This is a genomic window from Streptomyces sp. AcH 505 (assembly GCF_000818175.1).
Taxonomy (GTDB): domain Bacteria; phylum Actinomycetota; class Actinomycetes; order Streptomycetales; family Streptomycetaceae; genus Streptomyces.
This window is the reverse complement of the sequence record NZ_JTIY01000001.1, coordinates 3,961,343-3,978,593: the sequence shown is the minus strand read 5'-3', so window position 1 is coordinate 3,978,593 and position 17,251 is coordinate 3,961,343. Positions and strand designations below refer to the sequence as shown.

The window sequence follows — 17,251 nt, the reverse complement described above, 5'->3', positions numbered from 1 at the left end:
GCGGCCGGCGGTGGCGGCGGGGGCTGCTGCGGTGGCGGCTGCTGCGGCTGACGCCGGGGGTCAGACCGCGTGCGGGGGCGAGGGGGTCGCGTGGCTGAGGCGACGGAGGATCTCCTCGCCCGCCAGGACACCCGTCTGCGCCAGTACGTCGACGTGCGACGCGGTCCAGCCGCTGTCGGCGAGCTCGCCGTGGCCGGGGCGCCATGCCTGGTCGGCGGCCAGCAGCAGGTCGGCGTCGAGCAGCGAGTCCCCTGCGGCCAGGGTCAGTTCGGCGCCTGAGCGGCGCGCCACCTCGCGCATCGCCGCGCTCTTGGTGAGCGGCCGGGGCACCGCGTAGATCTTGCGGCCCTGGAGGGAGACGGTCCAGCCGCGGCCGTCGGCCCAGTCAGCCAGCTCCTTCACCCAGCCGTCGGGCAACAACGCCCGGTCGACGACCAGATACGCGAACAGGTCTTCCGCGATCCGCTCCTTGAGGAGCCAGCCCGGGTCGGCCGCGGCGAGCAGATGGGCGCGTACCTCCGCGAGCGGCGCGCACTCGTCGGCGAGCCTGGCGGCCACCTGCCGCTGCCAGTCGGGGTCGGAGACCCCGTCGACCAGCAGATGGCCGCCGTTGGCGCAGATCGCGAACTTCGGCTGCGGGCACGGCAGATGGATACGCCCGTACTGCTCGCGGGTGCGGGTCGTCGTCGGTACGAACACGGTGGCGCGGGCGAGGGAGTCCAGCAGCCCCGCGGCGGTCTCCGTCAGATACGACAGCGGTCTGCCCTCGTACACCTCGACGCAGAGCAGCCGGGGCGCTTCGGCGTCGGGCATGGGCAGTTGGAGGGCCGCCGCCGAGTAGATGAGGGTGCGGTCGAGGTCGCTGGCGACCAGCACGCGCGACGTGGCGGACGGCGTGGTTGCCGGCTCGGCGAGCTGCGGGGTGCGTTGCGGGACGGTGGCGCTCACTGGCCCGCCACCGCCTTGCCGTCGGCGCCGGTCGCGCCGCGCGTGTACTGCGGGTGGATCAAGCCGACGCAGCTGTACGGGAGTCCGTCGACCTCCTCGACCGGCACGCCGCGCTGTTCCGCGAGCAGCCGCACATGGTCGAGGTCGGAGCCGGCGCCGCGCTGCGCGAGGATCTTCCAGGGCACCCGGCGCAGCAGGACCCGGGTCGTCTCACCGACCCCGGGCTTGACGAGGTTCACGTCGTGGATCCCGTACGCCTCGCTGATCCGCTCCACCGCTGCCCAGCCCTCCCAGGTCGGTGCGCGGTCGGCGGCGAGGAGTTCCTTGACCTCGGTGTCCACCGCGTCGGTCACGTCCTCGAAGCGGCCGGCGACGGTGTCGAGGAAGTGGGCCGAGACATCGGCTCCGGCGAGTTCGCGGTAGTACTTTGCGCCGTGGAAGTCGTGCGGACCGACCAGGTCGGAGCGCAGGACCGTACGTGAAATGAGCCCGGAGACCGTCGAGTTGAGGCAGGCGGACGGGATGAGGAAGTCCTCACGGGTGCCGTAGGTCCGCACACAGCCGCCCGGGTCGGCCAGGACGGCGATGTCCGGGTTGAAGCCGGCGAACGGGGCCAGGGCGTCGGCCAGTTCGCGGGTGATGGCGCCCTTGCCCGTCCAGCCGTCCACGAAGACGACATCGGCGGGGTCGTGGTGCTCGGCCAGCCAGCGGATCGCGTTGGTGTCGATGCCACGGCCGCGCACGATGGAGATCGCGTAGTGCGGCAGGTCGAGGCCGTGCCGCTGCTGGGCCCAGCGCCGCATCAGGACGCCGACGGGGGTACCGGCCCGCGCCAGGGAGACCAGGACGGGGCGCGGCGAGCGCTCGGCGAGGACCGTCTCGGTGACCGTGCCGACCGCCCGCGCGATCCGGGCCGCCGAGGTGTCGAGCGCCGCCATGAACAGCTGCTGGTAGCGCTCGTCGGGCTGGTACTCGACGGGCAGGGACTCGGCGTAGTGCGCGCCGCCGCTCTGGATCGCCTCCTCGCGCTCCTCGGTCGGCGCCTCAAGCTCCACGGCCGAGAGGTCCTGGAGCAGCCAGCCGACCTCGTCGGCGGCGTAGGAGGAGAAGGCGGGGCCGCGAAGGGGCTCGGGAAGCATGACGGGGTCCTGCCGTTCGGGGACGTACGACGGTTCTAGGACGAGCTGAGGCTCGGGGACGTGCGACGGTTCCGGGACGTACGAGGGGACGACGGCCAGTACGACGCGCGGGACATGCGCCGCGAGTTGCGCCAACAGGCCGTCAGGGGCGTGCAGTTCGGGCGAGTCGGCCAGCGAGTCGACGACCGCGACCACGGCGTCGAAGCCGCCGCCCGCGACGTTGTAGGCGTACCGCTCGCCGGTGGATCCGTCGCCGTCCGGGTAGGCCGCCGTGTCGTGCGCGGGGAAGACGAGACGGCTGCGTATCGCGTAACCGGGGTCGTCCACGGCGAGCACCGGCGAGCGGGTCGTCGTCGAGAACCGCACATCAGCGCCCGCGCCCCCGCCCACGCCCACCGTGCGTTCCAGCTGCTCGGCCAGCCGCAGCGGCGCGTACATCAGCTCCTCGAAGCCCAGGACGAGGATCCGCCGCGCACCGCCCAGCTCGGCGGCGACAGCGTCCGCCATGGCGGGCAGGGCGGCCTCCAGCCGGGTCCTGTGGTCATGGGTGAAGCCGTGCCGGCCACCGTCCGGGACCCCGGCCGGCCAGTCCAGCTCGACCGTCACCGGGGCCGCCCGGCTCCCGCTCCCCGGGCCACCCGCGCCGTCCGGCGCCGCCTCATGCGCCGCCACCAGCGCCTGACCCTTCTCCAGGACCCCGTCCGGCAGCTCGACCGTGCCCGCCGCCAGCGTGACGAGGTCGACGCGCGCCCCGATCTCCTCGGCGAACGCCGCCAGCCGCCCCTGGTCTGCCGCCGAGCGCATGTCGACGAGCGCCACGACGACGTACCAGGTGCGCGGGTAGCGGGCGTGCAGCGCGCGGATCGTGTTCAGGACGGTGTTCCCCGTGGAGAACTCGTCGTCCACGAGCACCAGCGGCCCGTCGCCCGCGAGCAGCGCGGGGTCCTCGGGCAGCAGCAGATGGGAGGTGGCGTGCGAATGCGCCTCCTCGAAGCCGCCCGCCCGCGCGACGCCCGCCACCGGGCGGCGCGTGGAGTGCAGGTACGGCGCCTCGCGCACCCCGTCGGCGACGGAGTGGCCGAGCCCCGTCGCGGTCTCCGCGTACCCGAGGATCACCGCCCGGCGCACATCGGCGCCCAGCAGCTCCCGTACGCGCTCGCCCAGCTCCACTCCCGTGCCGTGTATGAGCGCGGGGCTCTGCGGCACATGCTTGCCCAGCACGTTGGAGACCAGCAGATGGGCCCGTTTGGGGTTGCGGCGCAGGGCCATGCCCAGCAGTTCCCGCAGCCGCTGGTCGCCGTCGAGCCGTACGCCGAGCCGCTCGGCGACCCACGATCCCGACCACACCATGCCGGCCGTCTCTTTCCTGTCGGAGCCCTGGGAGCGCTGGGAGCCCTCGGGACCCTCGGAGCCCTTGAAGCCCCGGGAGCGCTCGGAGCTGTCACCCGTGTCGGTCGTGACGACCCTGACCTCTATCTTCGCGCGCTCCGCCGTCACGGGGCCAGTCCGGCGGCGAGCAGCTCCACGAAGCCGATGTCCTCGCGGGCGACCCCGAACACCTCGGCGCGCAGCAGCGTGCGCTCGGCCCAGGCGCGGTGCGGTTTCACCTCGTTCATCTTGTTCGTGTACGACGACCGCAGCACGCCCCCGCCGGTCCGCTCCGGGCGCAGGATGTCCTGGGCGTCGCTGAACTCCTCGTGGCTGACGACCGACAGCGCGTGCACGGGCATGACGTGCGAGGGGTGGATGCAGGTCTTGCCCTGCAGGCCGTTGGCCCGGTCCAGCTCGATCTCGCGCAGCAGCCCGTCGAGATCGTGCTCGATCAGGGCCGTGCGCAGCTCCTCGGCCCGTCCCGCGCGGAACGGGCTGCTGCGCAGCTGCGGCTTGAACATCCGCTCCTGGAGCCGGAAGTACTCCCAGACGGGTCCGGTGACGGTGAAGCCCGTGCCGTCGGCCCTGCCCAGTACGTTCACCACGTCCGCGATGATCCCGGCGACGATCTGCACGTCGTACGCGGTCATGTCGGGCGCCCTGCGCAGCCCGTAGGCGGAGCAGAAGTCGGTGACGCCGAGGCGCAGCGCGAGCACGCGGTCGCGGTACTTGTCGACGGCCGACGCGATCCCGGCGAGCGTCTCGGCCCTGCTCTCCAGATGCAGCAGGGCGGGCGATTCCAGGACGGGCATGGCGAACAGCCGGTGGCCGCAGGTGCTCTCCGCCTCCACGACGGCTTCCAGGAACGGTATGCCGCGCTCAGCGGTGAACTTCGGGAGCACGAATCCGGACAGCAGGCGTACGGCGGGGCCGATCCGCCGTACGAGATCGGGGATCTGGCCGGCCTCCCTGACCCGGATGAAGAGCAGCGGCAGCTCGCCGTCGCGCGCGTCGAGGTCGGCGAACTGCCGGACCAGATTGGCCTCGGCCTCCTCGACCTCGGAGTCGTTGATGGAGTCCTCCAGGCACAGGACCATGGAGACGACTCCCGCGCCGGCCTGCTTGACCACGTCGTCCGCGAGCTGCGGCCGGGTCGCCGGGCTGTAGAGCGTGGCGCCGAGAGCGGCCGAAAGGATGCGGCTCGGGGCGCCAGCGGTGAACTCAGCCGGTTCCTGGTGGAACAGGATCTCCCGGCTGCGAGGCGATATATGCCCGAAATGACGCATGAAATGCCCCCGTACTGCCGGTGTCGCCCGCTGTTGGCCATTGGGTCATGTGGCCGGTAATAGTACGTATGGACACCTGTCAACGGTTCCCTGCTCGCATGAAATTCTGGTAACTCGTCCGCTTCGCGCCTATGTCATGCACGTGACGACTGATACCCACGTTGTCGGGACCGGCAGCTGGAAGGCAGGATGGCCCGCATGACGCACGCGATGGTGAAGGGCTCCAACGTCTCGCTCGACGCCACGGCGGTACGGGCCGTGCTGCGCTGGTCCCCCGGGGCCGGGGTACCGGACGTGGACGCGTCAGCCCTGCTGCTCGGCCAGGACGGGCGGGTGCGCTCCGACGAGGACTTCGTCTTCTACAACCAGCCGCGCCATCCGTCGGGCCTGGTCAGGCGGCTCTCCAAGAAGCAGCTCGCCGACGGGTACACCGATTCCGTCGAGGCGGACCTCGGCACCCTCGACGCCTCCGTCGACCAGGTCGTACTGGCCGCCTCCTCGGACGGTGCCACCTTCCGGAACGTCGGTGACCTGCGGATACTGCTGTACGACGCGACGGCGGCCGACGCCGAGCCGCTGGTGGTCTTCGACGTACTGCCCGAGACGGGCGAGGAGACCGCGATCATCTGCGGGGAGCTGTACCGGCGCGGGGACGGCTGGAAGTTCCGCGCGGTCGGCCAGGGCTACCCCACCGGGCTGGTGGGGCTCGCCACGGCCTTCGGCATTTCCGTGGACGAGACGGAGGGCGTGGACCCGGAGCACGCCACGGACGCGGGAACTCCCGGGACCGGCAGCTCCACGGCCAACGGGAACGGCGGCTTCGCGCCCAACGGCACCGACACGTCCGCCGGCCCCTCGGCCGCGACCACGCCCCAGCACCCCCCGCTGCCGCCCCACCCGCCCGTGCTGCCTCCGGTCCCCGCGCAGCCGCCCGCCTACGGGTATCCGCAGTCACCGGCGCCGCAGCCGGGCTACGGCTACCCGCAGCCCGCGTCGTCGCCCCAGCCGGCGTACGGCTATCCGCAGCCGGCCGCGGCCGCCGCTCCCGCCCCTGACCCGAACTTCCGGCTGCCGCCGATGGGCCCGCAGTTCGTCCGGCCGTAGGCGGAAAGGCGCCTCACGCCTTCGTCTTGTAGCCCCGGCCCCACTGGAGCCCCCAGCCGTACAGCCGGTCCAGCTCCGCCTGGAAGCCGTAGACGAACTTCACCTCGCGGTGCACGGTCAGCTCGCCCTTGACCTTCTCCAGCGAGAACACCGCGCACGACCTGGCCTGCGGCGCCCGCTCGTCCAGTTCGATCTCGACGCGCGGCCCGTTGCTCGGGTACAGCGTGACCTTGGCGTGCGTGCGGTCGAAGGCCGGCGTCTGGTCGTATATGTAGACGAAGAACAGCAGCCGCTTGATCTCGTCGGCATGGTCGAGGTTGACGAAGACCGTCTCCCCCGACGGGGCGCCGAACCGGTCGTCACCGCTGAGCTTGATGTACGGCGCCCCGTTCAGGTCGCCGAAGAAGCCGCCCAGCGGCTGCACCACGCCCTTGCTGCCGTCGGTCATCTCGTACATACAGCCGAGGTCCAGGTCGACGTTGACCACGCCCTGGGTGTGCGCCTGCACCACGTCCGGCTGGAAGAGCTTGAACGGGTGCCGCAGCAGCCGGCCGCTCTGCTTGGACCTACCCTCGATGTCCGACGTCCGCATCCGCCAGGACAGATTCACCCGCAGATTGCCGTTGGCCGCCCCCTGCTTGGAGAGCGAGACCGACGGATGACGCTTGGTCAGCTCGATGGAGTTGGTGGCAGCGCTGCCCGAGTCGAACTGCGCCGCCTTCCCTCCCTGCCACAGGTTGTCCCAGAAGGCCATGCCCGCCCCGCCTCTCTCGTCTCCCACGCGACATCACACGGAACAACGGGGCAGCCAACAGGCTTCCGCCTTCGGCTGCCCCGTCCAGAGCGTGCCCCCCACAACGCCACGTCCACCACCCGCGAGGCAGGGCGCCCGGAGTCACTGCCCCGGCGCACCCATGCGTACTCGTGCACAACCATGCGCAGTTGTCCGCGTCCGCCCCCGCGGGGAGAGGTCAGACGGGCAGTGACGCCTTGTCCTCCGAGTCCTTCCCTTCGCCGTCCCCGCCCTGCGCCTCCAGCGCCTTGTTTCGGCGTACCGAGGACCAGAACGAGGCCGCGATGAGGATGACGCCCACCAGCCCCGTGATGATCTCGTTGATCTGGTGCTGGATGGTGACGAGCAGGATCACGGCCAGCGCACCGATGGCGTAGTGCGCGCCGTGCTCCAGGTAGACGTAGTCGTCGAGGGTGCCCTGGCGCACGAGATAGACGGTCAGAGACCTGACGTACATGGCGCCGATACCGAGGCCGAGCGTCATCCAGAAGATGTGGTTCGTGATGGCGAAGGCGCCGATGACCCCGTCGAAGGAGAACGAGGCGTCCAGGACTTCGAGGTACAGGAACATGAAGAACGCCGCCTTGCCGGCGAGGCCGACCATGGAGACGGGCCTGCCCTCGGCCTTCGCGGCCTGCTGTTCCTCCTCCTCGCGCTCCTCGGCCTCTTCGAGGCTGTTCTCGAAGTGCCCGGAGAGACCGCCGACGACGAGATACGTGATCAGACCCGCGACCCCGGCGAGCAGCACGGTCGACGACTTGTCCGCCGTGCCCGTGCTGGTGTGGGCGTGCGTGGCGAAGGTGAGCGCGGTGACGAGCAGGACGATCAGCGCGACGCAGACCGACAGCATGTCGATCTTGCCGAGCTTGGCCAGCGGGCGCTCCAGCCACTGCAGCCACTTGATGTCCCGGTCCTCGAAGATGAAGTCGAGGAAGATCATCAGCAGGAACATGCCACCGAAGGCGGCGATCGCCGGGTGGGCGTCGGTCACCAGGTGCTCGTACCGGTCGGGCTGGTTGACCGCGAGTTTCACGGCCTCGATAGGACCGACCTTGGCGCTGATGGCGACGATGACGACCGGGAAGACCAGCCGCATACCGAACACCGCGATGAGGACGCCGACGGTGAGGAAGATCTTCTGCCAGAAGGCATTCATCTTCTTCAGGACCCCGGCGTTGACGACCGCGTTGTCGAACGACAGCGAGATCTCAAGGATCGACAGGATCAGTACGACCCCGAACGCCTCCCACCCCCACTGCCAGGCCGCGAAGGCTAGGCCGATCGCCGTGATGGCGAACGACCAGCCGAAGGTTTTCAGGATCACTGGCTACCCCATCTGGTGAATACGGGTTTTTCCCCCGTGTAGAGCACTGCTTTACGAAACGTTGACCCCGAAGTCTAGAGCGATCCCGCGAAGTCCGGACGCGTACCCCTGTCCTACGGCCCGGAACTTCCACTCGCCGTTGTACCGGTACAGCTCGCCGAAGATCATCGCCGTCTCCGTCGAGGCGTCTTCCGTGAGGTCGTAACGCGCCAGCTCCTGGCCGTCGGCCTGGTTCGCGACCCGGATGAAGGCATTGCTGACCTGGCCGAACGTCTGGCCCCGGTTGTCGGCGTCATGGATGGACACCGGGAATACGATCTTGTCGCAGTGCTCGGGCACCTTGGTGAGGTCGACGATCAGGGACTCGTCGTCGCCTTCGCCCTCGCCCGTCAGATTGTCGCCGGTGTGCTCGACGGAACCTTCGGGGCTGGTGAGGTTGTTGTAAAAAATGAAGTACTCGTCGCCCAGCACCCTGCCGTTCTGGCAGAGCAGCGCGCTGGCGTCGAGGTCGAAGTCCGCCCCCGTCGTGGACCGTGCGTCCCAGCCGAGCCCGACCAGCACCTGGGTGAGATTCGGTGCGGCTTTGGAGAGGGAGACATTGCCTCCCTTGGCGAGTGTGACGCCCATGATCGTGTGTCCTCCCCTAGGTGAAAATGATGCGCTGATGCCCAGGCACGACGCGCCTGTCGTCATGCCCAGTCGCGCTCTGTTCATGCCGTCCGTACGGTGCTATCGCGTCCGGCGCCGCACTGTTGAGTGCGGCGCCGGACGGGAGATGCGGGACGGCTCAGAGTGACGAGACGGCTCAGACGTTGACGCCGAAGTCCTGCGCGATACCGCGCAGACCCGAGGCGTAGCCCTGGCCGATGGCGCGGAACTTCCACTCGGCGCCGTTGCGGTACAGCTCGCCGAAGACCATGGCGGTCTCCGTCGAGGCGTCCTCGGTCAGGTCGTACCGCGCCAGCTCGTTGTTGTCGGCCTGGTTGAGCACGCGGATGTACGCGTTCCGCACCTGGCCGAAGGACTGCTGGCGGCTCTCCGCCTCGTAGATCGAGACGGGGAAGACGACCTTGTCGACGTCGGCCGGTACGGCGGCGAGGTTGACCTTGATGACCTCGTCGTCGCCCTCGCCCTCACCGGTGAGGTTGTCACCGGTGTGCTCGACGGATCCGTCGGGGCTCTTGAGGTTGTTGAAGAAGACAAAGTTGCCGTCCGTGGCCACCTTGCCCTCGGTGTTCGTCAGCAGTGCGCTGGCGTCGAGGTCGAAGTCGGCTCCTGTGGTGGAGCGCGCGTCCCAGCCCAGACCCACGGTGACCGCGGTCAGGTTGGGCGCGGCTTTGGTCAGCGAGACGTTTCCGCCCTTGCTGAGGCTGACTCCCACGAGTCCTCCTTAGGTTTCGGGACATACGTTGGCATCGGATCAACGACTGGATCCTAGTGACCGGTTCCCGGCCGTTGTGCGATTTCGGTGGGTACGGCTCAGTCGGAGTGCGTCCGGCGTTCAGAGGGTTTCGAGCACCTTGGCGTACGCGTCGACATCCCTGGCGTCCGGGATGGCGTTGACGACGCTCCAGCGCACGACGCCCTCCTTGTCCATGATGAAGGTGCCGCGCACGGCGCACCCCTTTTCCTCGTCGAAGACGCCGTAGGCGCGCGACACGGCTCCGTGCGGCCAGAAGTCGGAGAGCAGCGGATACTCCAGGCCCTCCTGGTCGGAGAAGACGCGCTGGCTGGCGACGGAGTCGTTGGAGACGGCCAGCAGCTGGGTGTCCTCGTTGACGAAGGTGTCGAAGCGCGCGTTGAGGGCCTGGAGCTCGCCCGCGCAGGTGCTGGTGAAGGCGAACGGATAGAAGACGAGGACCACGTTCTTGCCGTCGGCGCCGCGGAAGTCGGCGAGCCGGACGCTCCTGCCGTGGTTGTCCTTCAGTTCGAAGTCCGGAGCGAGTGCACCGGTCTCGATCGCCATGGATGCTCGTCCTTTCGCAGTGCCCGGCGGGAAGGCGCCACGGAGAAGGCCCTGCGCCCTCCCGGGGCTCGACAGATGACGCCCACCCTACGCACCGGCATGCGAGGGGCCCCCGCCGACCGGTGTCGGCGAGGGCCCGCTCGAGGCTGCTTGCTACTGGCTGCTGAGGCTTGCGCGCTCGGACGCGGCGCTCGGTGTCAGCGCTTGGACTTCGCCGCCTTGGGGGTGACGAGCCGGCTGCCGGTCCAGTCCTTGCCGGCGTTGACGCTCTTGGTCTGCGACAGCCCTGACGTCTGTGCGGCCTCGTTGATGTCGCTCGGTTCGACGTAGCCGTCACGGCCGGTCTTGGGTGTCAGCAGCCAGACCACCCCGCCTTCGTCGATCAGACCGATGGCGTCCACCAGCGCGTCCGTAAGGTCGCCGTCCTCGTCGCGGAACCACAGCAGGACGGCGTCGGCCACGTCCTCGTATTCCTCGTCGACAAGCTCTTGGCCGATGACAGCCTCGATGGACTCACGGAGTTCCTGCTCGACGTCGTCGTCGTAGCCGATCTCCTGGACCACCTGTCCGGGCTCGAACCCCAGCCGTGCCGCCTGGTTGGTCCGTTCCTCCGCGTGGTCCGCGGTCGCGCTCACGGATTGCCTCCTGATCATGTTTCGGGAAATGCTTCAGCCGCGCGCGTACGCGGGGCATTGGCCGTAGTCCACACGGGCGGGACGGATCGCGCAAGTACCCGACGGCCGAGACCGCCTAAACGGTGACGTTCCGGGCCGCTTCATAGCATCTGCGGGCACTTCGGCATCCCCTCCCTGGGCGTGTGTCACTCCGTTCCTCCATTTTTGCCATGCTATGCCGCATCGCTACGCCATTCGAGCCCGAACTGTCGAACGAAACGCGTGGACGGGGTGGGCGTAAGGTTGCGATTTGACCTCAGCGGGGTCCGGGCTCGGGGTGCGTTTTTCCGGAGAGTGCGGGTTACCCCTCGGTAGAGATGACGTTTCCGTCGGTCGCAGTACACGATGGAGGCGGCGTACGTGCCGATCCCGCGAAGAAGCAGTATCCCGACGGCGTGCACTGCATCGATCGCGTGCAGCGGCACGACACGACCAAACAGCGAAGGAACAGCGTGGCTTCCGGATCCGATCGCAACCCGATCATCATTGGCGGCCTTCCCAGCCAGGTCCCGGACTTTGATCCCGAAGAGACCCAGGAGTGGCTCGACTCGCTCGACGCCGCTGTCGACGAGCGGGGGCGCGAGCGCGCCCGCTACCTGATGCTCCGACTGATCGAGCGGGCGCGCGAGAAGCGTGTGGCTGTGCCCGAGATGCGCAGTACGGACTACGTCAACACCATCGCCACCAAGGACGAGCCGTTCTTCCCCGGTAACGAGGAGGTCGAGCGCAAGGTCCTGAACGCCACCCGGTGGAACGCCGCGGTGATGGTGTCCCGCGCACAGCGGCCGGGCATCGGCGTGGGCGGCCACATCGCCACCTTCGCCTCGTCCGCCTCCCTCTACGACGTGGGCTTCAACCACTTCTTCCGGGGCAAGGACGACGGCAAGGGAGGCGACCAGATCTTCTTCCAGGGCCATGCCTCCCCCGGCATCTACGCCCGCGCCTTCCTGCTGGACCGGCTCAGCGAGGCCCAGCTGGACGGCTTCCGCCAGGAGAAGTCCAAGGCGCCCTACGGGCTGTCCAGCTACCCGCATCCGCGCTCGATGCCGGACTTCTGGGAGTTCCCGACCGTGTCGATGGGCCTCGGCCCGCTCGGCGCGATCTACCAGGCCCGGATGAACCGCTACATGGAGGCGCGCGGCATCGCCGACACCTCCGACTCGCACGTGTGGGCCTATCTGGGCGACGGCGAGATGGACGAACCCGAGTCGCTCGGCCAGCTCTCCATCGCGGCCCGTGAGGGCCTGGACAACCTGACCTTCGTGGTGAACTGCAACCTGCAGCGCCTCGACGGCCCGGTGCGCGGCAACGGCAAGATCATCCAGGAGCTGGAGTCGCAGTTCCGCGGCGCCGGCTGGAACGTGATCAAGCTCGTCTGGGACCGCTCCTGGGACCCGCTGCTCGCGCAGGACAGGGACGGCGTCCTGGTCAACCGGCTGAACACCACGCCGGACGGCCAGTTCCAGACGTACGCGACGGAGACCGGCGCCTACATCCGCGACCACTTCTTCGGCGACGACCAGCGGCTGCGCGCCATGGTCGAGAACATGACCGACGAGCAGATCCTGCACCTGGGCCGCGGCGGTCACGACCACCAGAAGGTCTACGCGGCGTACGCGGCGGCCAAGGCCCACAAGGGCCAGCCGACGGTGATCCTGGCGCAGACCGTCAAGGGCTGGACGCTCGGGCCGAACTTCGAGGGCCGTAACGCGACCCACCAGATGAAGAAGCTCACGGCCGACGACCTCAAGCGCTTCCGTGACCGGCTGCACCTGCCGATCGCCGACAAGGAGCTGGAGGGCGGCGCGCCGCCGTACTACCACCCGGGCCGGGACTCGGAAGAGATCCAGTACATGCACGACCGCCGCAAGTCCCTCGGCGGGTACGTACCGACGCGTGTCGTACGGGCGAAGCCGCTGGCCCTGCCGGCGGACAAGACCTACGCGGCGGTGAAGAAGGGCTCGGGCCAGCAGTCGATCGCGACGACCATGGCCTTCGTCCGGCTGCTCAAGGACCTCATGCGGGACAAGGAGATCGGCAAGCGGTTCGTGCTGATCGCCCCCGACGAGTACCGCACGTTCGGCATGGACTCGTTCTTCCCGAGCGCCAAGATCTACAACCCGCTGGGCCAGCAGTACGAGTCGGTCGACCGCGAGCTGCTGCTGTCGTACAAGGAGTCGCCGACGGGCCAGATGCTGCACGACGGCATCTCGGAGGCCGGCTGTACGGCTTCGCTGGTCGCGGCGGGTTCCGCGTACGCCACGCACGGCGAGCCGCTGATCCCGGTGTACGTCTTCTACTCGATGTTCGGTTTCCAGCGCACCGGCGACCAGTTCTGGCAGATGGCGGACCAGCTGTCGCGCGGCTTCGTCCTGGGCGCGACGGCGGGACGGACCACGCTGACCGGTGAGGGCCTGCAGCACGCGGACGGCCACTCGCAGCTGCTGGCGTCGACCAACCCGGCGTGCGTCGCCTACGACCCGGCCTACGGGTACGAGATCGCGTACATCGTCAAGGACGGGCTGCGCCGGATGTACGGCCCCGACGCCTACGGTCCGGACAGCGAGAACATCTTCTACTACCTGACGGTCTACAACGAGCCGATCCAGCACCCGGCCGAGCCCGCCGACGTGGACGCCGAGGGCATCGTCAAGGGCATCCACCGGCTCAGCGGCGCGGCCGGCGGCTCCATCCCGGCGCAGATCATGGCGTCGGGCGTCGCGGTGCCGTGGGCGATCGAGGCCCAGCGGATCCTCGCCGAGGACTGGAACGTCAAGGCCGACGTCTGGTCGGCGACGTCCTGGAACGAGCTGCGCCGCGAGGCCGTCGAGGTGGAGCGGCACAACCTGCTCCACCCGGAGGAGGAGCAGCGCGTCCCGTACGTGACGCGGAAGCTGTCGGGCGCCGAGGGCCCGTTCGTCGCGGTCTCCGACTGGATGCGTTCGGTGCCGGACCAGATCGCCCGCTGGGTGCCGGGTCCTTACCAGTCGCTGGGCGCCGACGGGTTCGGCTTCGCCGACACCCGGGGTGCCGCGCGGCGCTTCTTCCACATCGACGCGCAGTCGATCGTCCTCGGTGTGCTCACGGAGCTGGCGAAGGAAGGCAAGATCGACCGGTCGGCACTGAAGCAGGCGCTGGACCGCTACCAGCTGCTCGACGTGTCGGCGGCCCACCCGGGCGCCGCGGGCGGCGACGCGTAACAGCGCGCAGGTCACCGGAGTGACGGAGGGCGGCGGAACCCCGAGGGGGCTCCGCCGCCCTTCTCCGCATCACCCTTGCTCAGGCCCGTCGCCGGAACGGACTCTCTCCGGCGTCGCGCGCGGTCCTGCCCGGCCCGCGACCGCTTCCGGCCGCGTGAGCGGGGGGCTCTGCGCGTACGGGCCTTCCGCACCCCGACTACCCCGCTTCAGCTCTCCCAGACCTTGAAGGCCCGGACCCGGTATGGCGAGTGCGGCACCCAGGTGCCGCCGCCGGGGTACGTCTCGAACTCGCCGGTCTCCGCGCACTCCGCCGACTGGTAGGTGGTGACGGGCCGTCCGGTGCGGTTGACCAGGGACTGCGCCGAGGTGCCGGGCGGCAGGGGTACGCAGCTCTCGATGCCGGTGTCGGCCAGTTCATGGGTCCGCCGGACGCCGGTGAAGTCGCCCTGGTCCCAGAGGCACAGCTCGCCCGGTGCGCACGCCCCGAGCCGGGGAGGTGCGGCGGCCACGGCCGTGGCCGCCGTCTGCGGCAGCAGTCCGGCTGCCGCGAAGGCGAAGGCGACGGCGAGCGCGCCGAGGGTGGCGGTGGTGATGGTCGTACGCATAGGAATCGGCCCCCGTGAATCGGTCAGGTTTTCGTTGCCACCACTCTGACCTGCGACGGACCTGCTGCGGAAGATCCACCGGGGATGCCCACCCGGATAGGCGACAGCCCTGCCGGAACGTTCCGGCAGGGCTGTCGTATGTGAGGAATTGACGTCGGGTCAGCTCCGGGTTGACGTCAGATGTGCGCCGCTCCGCCCGCGGCGTCCGCGTTCTCGCCGCGCTTCGTCAGCAGCGCGACAAAGACCGCGACGGTCGCCACGATGCCGGCGACGAGGCAGGCCAGACCCATGCCCGACATGAAGGTGTCGTGCGCGACGGACGTGATCTTCGCGGCGACCTCGGCCGGCATGCCCTTCTGCACCGGGGCGATACCGACCTGGACGGCCTCGGCCGCCTGGCCCGACTGGGCGCCGTTGAGCGGGGGAAGGCCCGCCTTGGCCCAGTTGCCCGGCAGTTCGCTGGAGACCCGCGACGCCATCACGGCGCCGAGCACCGCGGTGCCGAGGCTGCCGCCGATCTGCATGGCGGACTGCTGCAGACCGCCCGCGACGCCGGACAGCTCCATCGGGGCGTTGCCGACGATGACTTCGGTCGCGCCGACCATGACGGGGGCGAGGCCGAGGCCGAGCAGCGCGAACCAGATCGACATCTCGACCGTGCCCGTGTCGACCTTCAGCGTCGACATGCCGAACATGGCGACGGCGGTGAAGATCATGCCGCCCGCCAGGGGTATCCGCGGGCCCACCTTCGTGATCACCATGCCGGCGAGCGGCGAGGCGACGATCATCATGCCGGTGAGCGGCAGCAGATGGAGACCCGCGTCGACCGCCTTCATACCGTGCACGTTCTGCAGGTAGAACGTCACGAAGAAGAGCCCGCCGAGGAAGGCGACGGCCATCAGCACCATCAGCACGACACCGGCCGACAGCGGTACGGACCGGAAGAGCGCCAGCGGGATGAGGGGTTCCTTGACCCTGGTCTCCCAGAAGGCGAAGAGCCCGAAGCAGACCAGCGAGACGACGATGAACGTCCAGGTCAGCAGGTCACCCCAACCCCAGGTCGGGGCCTTGATGATGGCCCAGACGAGACAGAACATGGCGACGGAGAGCAGCGCGATACCGAGGATGTCGAAGGACTTCGGAGCGTTCTCCGCGCGGTGGTCCTTGAGGATCAGCAGACCGAGCACCAGCGCGAGCGCGCCGACCGGGACGTTGATGAAGAACACGGACTGCCAGCTGACGTGCTCGACCAGCAGCCCGCCGAGCAGCGGCCCGGCGGCGGTGGACACGCCGATGACCATGCCCCAGATGCCGATGGCCATGTTGAGCTTCTCGGCCGGGAAGGTGGCACGCAGCAGGCCGAGCGCCGCCGGCATCAGCAGCGCGCCGAAGAGGCCCTGGAAGACGCGGAAGACAATCACCAGGGTGATGCTGTGGGAGAGGCCGATGGCCCCGGAGGCGGCGGCGAAGCCGGTGACGCCGATGAGGAAGGTCTGGCGGTGGCCGAAGCGGTCACCGAGCTTGCCCGCGGTGATCAGCGCCACCGCGAGTGCGAGGAAGTATCCGTTGGTGATCCATTGGACATCCGCGAAGGACGCGCCGAGGTCCTTCTGGATGGCTGGGTTCGCGATCGCGACGATGGTGCCGTCGAGCGCCACCATCATGACGCCGATGGCCACGGAGAAGAGCGTCAGCCAGGGGTGGCCGCGCAGTCCCTTGGAAGGCGCCGAAGCCGGGGATTCCGGGGACTGTGGCGCCTGTTCGACGGTGGTCTGACTAGTCATACCGACAAGTTAGTGTCAGCCACTGACAGTTGACAAACCAATTCACAAGCCGGTAACTGTCATGTAGCTCACATGTCACGCACAGGTACGCTGATCAGGGGAAAAGCAGACCGGAATGAGGCTCAGGTAGTGACTGTCGGGCAGCCTGTAGGGCTGCGCGCCCGCAAGAAGCAGCGCACTCGCGACGCCCTGCTGCGCGCCGCGCTCGAATTCTTCACCACCCGCGGGTACGAGCAGACAACGGTCGATGAAATCGCCGATGCCGTCGAGGTCTCGCAGCGTACGTTCTTCCGCTACTTCGCCAGCAAGGAGGAGGTCGCCTTCGACGTCGTCTCGACGGTCGAGGGGGAGTTCGTCGCGGCGCTGCGGCAACGGCCCGCCCACGAGGGCCCGTTCGAGGCGATGCGCAACGCCGTCGCCGTCGGCTGGGACCGCGTGGACGAGGCGATCATGGCCGTCGTCCCGGTCGAGCTGTACATGCGGACGTACCAGATGATCGAGTCGACGCCCGCGCTGCTCGCCATCCATCTGCGCCGCGCCAGCGTGCTGGAGGACGAGATCGCCCGGCTCGTCGCCGAGCGCGCGGGTCTCGACATGGACACCGATCCGCGGCCACGGGTCGCCGTCGCCGCCTTCACCGGCGTGCTCAGACTGGCGGGCCGGCTCTGGGGACAGGGCACTGATCCGAGCCTGGAGGCGCTGCGCGCGCTGACGGAGGGTTATCTGGACCAGCTGGCCCCCTCGCTCACCGGCGAGTGGGGACATGCCCGGCCGAAGCCGTATATGCGCGGCGGACAGGCGTCGTAGCGTTACCGTCGGTTCATTCCCACGTATGCCGTGATCTGCTTCACCCTTGTCGTGAGGGGTGCCACGTGTCTTCTAGGGTGGTCTGTCAGTGACTTCCTTCAGCCCCACCTCCGCCCTCACCGTGTGGCGCACCCTGCTCGCGCTCGCCGTGGTGTTCGTGATGCTGGCAACGACCGGCTGGACCGCTGTACAGCAGCAACGCGGCCCTGGTGAACCCCTGGAGGCCGCCTTGGCCGCGTGGCGCAGGGCG

The 17,251-nt window shown here is 69.1% G+C and carries 14 protein-coding genes; 3 read left to right on the top strand and 11 right to left on the bottom strand.

The genetic code is table 11. The features are described 5' to 3' along the window. Positions 1 to 60: 60 nt before the first annotated feature. The 3 genes from HY68_RS18160 to HY68_RS18150 all read right to left on the bottom strand — a co-directional run bounded on the left by HY68_RS18160 (position 61) and on the right by HY68_RS18150 (position 4,744). On the bottom strand, positions 61 to 876 hold the full coding sequence (locus tag HY68_RS18160; RefSeq protein WP_041996461.1) for a haloacid dehalogenase: 816 nt from the start codon (positions 874 to 876) through the stop codon (positions 61 to 63). Positions 877 to 944: 68 nt separating this feature from the next. Then, positions 945 to 3,437: a phosphoribosyltransferase gene (locus HY68_RS18155; protein ID WP_041996458.1), complete on the bottom strand. Its 2,493-nt coding sequence runs from the start codon at positions 3,435 to 3,437 to the stop codon at positions 945 to 947. Between the two features lie 143 nt (positions 3,438 to 3,580). Then, positions 3,581 to 4,744, bottom strand: coding sequence for an HpcH/HpaI aldolase/citrate lyase family protein (locus HY68_RS18150; RefSeq protein ID WP_041990176.1), 1,164 nt, complete (start codon positions 4,742 to 4,744; stop codon positions 3,581 to 3,583). Between the two features lie 198 nt (positions 4,745 to 4,942). On the opposite strand from HY68_RS18150, the gene HY68_RS18145 reads away from it, so the two are divergent. Beyond that, positions 4,943 to 5,848 carry a TerD family protein gene (locus tag HY68_RS18145; protein WP_041996455.1) on the top strand — a complete coding sequence of 302 codons (906 nt, stop codon included), beginning with the start codon at positions 4,943 to 4,945 and terminating at the stop codon, positions 5,846 to 5,848. 13 nt (positions 5,849 to 5,861) lie between these two features. Here the strand turns inward: HY68_RS18145 and HY68_RS18140 are convergent, their stop codons facing one another. From HY68_RS18140 to HY68_RS18115, 6 genes are all read right to left on the bottom strand, one after another. Then, the gene (locus HY68_RS18140) at positions 5,862 to 6,602 is read right to left on the bottom strand and encodes a Tellurium resistance (RefSeq protein WP_041990173.1); all 741 of its coding nucleotides are present in this window, start codon (positions 6,600 to 6,602) and stop codon (positions 5,862 to 5,864) included. A 217-nt stretch (positions 6,603 to 6,819) separates the two neighbouring features. Beyond that, complete coding sequence (locus HY68_RS18135) at positions 6,820 to 7,965, bottom strand: DUF475 domain-containing protein (RefSeq protein WP_041990170.1); 1,146 nt, start codon at positions 7,963 to 7,965, stop codon at positions 6,820 to 6,822. Between the two features lie 51 nt (positions 7,966 to 8,016). After that, entirely contained in the window at positions 8,017 to 8,592 is a 576-nt protein-coding gene (locus HY68_RS18130; RefSeq protein ID WP_041990167.1) for a TerD family protein, read from the bottom strand. Between the two features lie 178 nt (positions 8,593 to 8,770). Continuing rightward, positions 8,771 to 9,346 carry a TerD family protein gene (locus HY68_RS18125; protein WP_041990162.1) on the bottom strand — a complete coding sequence of 192 codons (576 nt, stop codon included), beginning with the start codon at positions 9,344 to 9,346 and terminating at the stop codon, positions 8,771 to 8,773. A gap of 120 nt (positions 9,347 to 9,466) precedes the next feature. Further along, positions 9,467 to 9,931, bottom strand: coding sequence for a peroxiredoxin (locus HY68_RS18120; protein WP_041990158.1), 465 nt, complete (start codon positions 9,929 to 9,931; stop codon positions 9,467 to 9,469). 197 nt (positions 9,932 to 10,128) lie between these two features. Further along, entirely contained in the window at positions 10,129 to 10,566 is a 438-nt protein-coding gene (locus HY68_RS18115) for a DUF3052 domain-containing protein (RefSeq protein ID WP_041990154.1), read from the bottom strand. Positions 10,567 to 11,057: 491 nt separating this feature from the next. On the opposite strand from HY68_RS18115, the gene aceE reads away from it, so the two are divergent. Continuing rightward, a complete protein-coding gene (aceE, locus tag HY68_RS18110; protein ID WP_041996452.1) occupies positions 11,058 to 13,805 on the top strand; it encodes a pyruvate dehydrogenase (acetyl-transferring), homodimeric type in 2,748 nt (915 codons plus the stop codon). Between the two features lie 206 nt (positions 13,806 to 14,011). Here the strand turns inward: aceE and HY68_RS18105 are convergent, their stop codons facing one another. Further along, entirely contained in the window at positions 14,012 to 14,410 is a 399-nt protein-coding gene (locus tag HY68_RS18105; protein ID WP_041990151.1) for a peptidase inhibitor family I36 protein, read from the bottom strand. A gap of 176 nt (positions 14,411 to 14,586) precedes the next feature. Beyond that, complete coding sequence (locus tag HY68_RS18100; RefSeq protein WP_041990148.1) at positions 14,587 to 16,194, bottom strand: MFS transporter; 1,608 nt, start codon at positions 16,192 to 16,194, stop codon at positions 14,587 to 14,589. Positions 16,195 to 16,323: 129 nt separating this feature from the next. Between HY68_RS18100 and HY68_RS18095 the strand changes: the two genes are divergently transcribed. Further along, complete coding sequence (locus HY68_RS18095; protein ID WP_041990145.1) at positions 16,324 to 17,001, top strand: TetR family transcriptional regulator; 678 nt, start codon at positions 16,324 to 16,326, stop codon at positions 16,999 to 17,001. Positions 17,002 to 17,251: the final 250 nt, after the last annotated feature.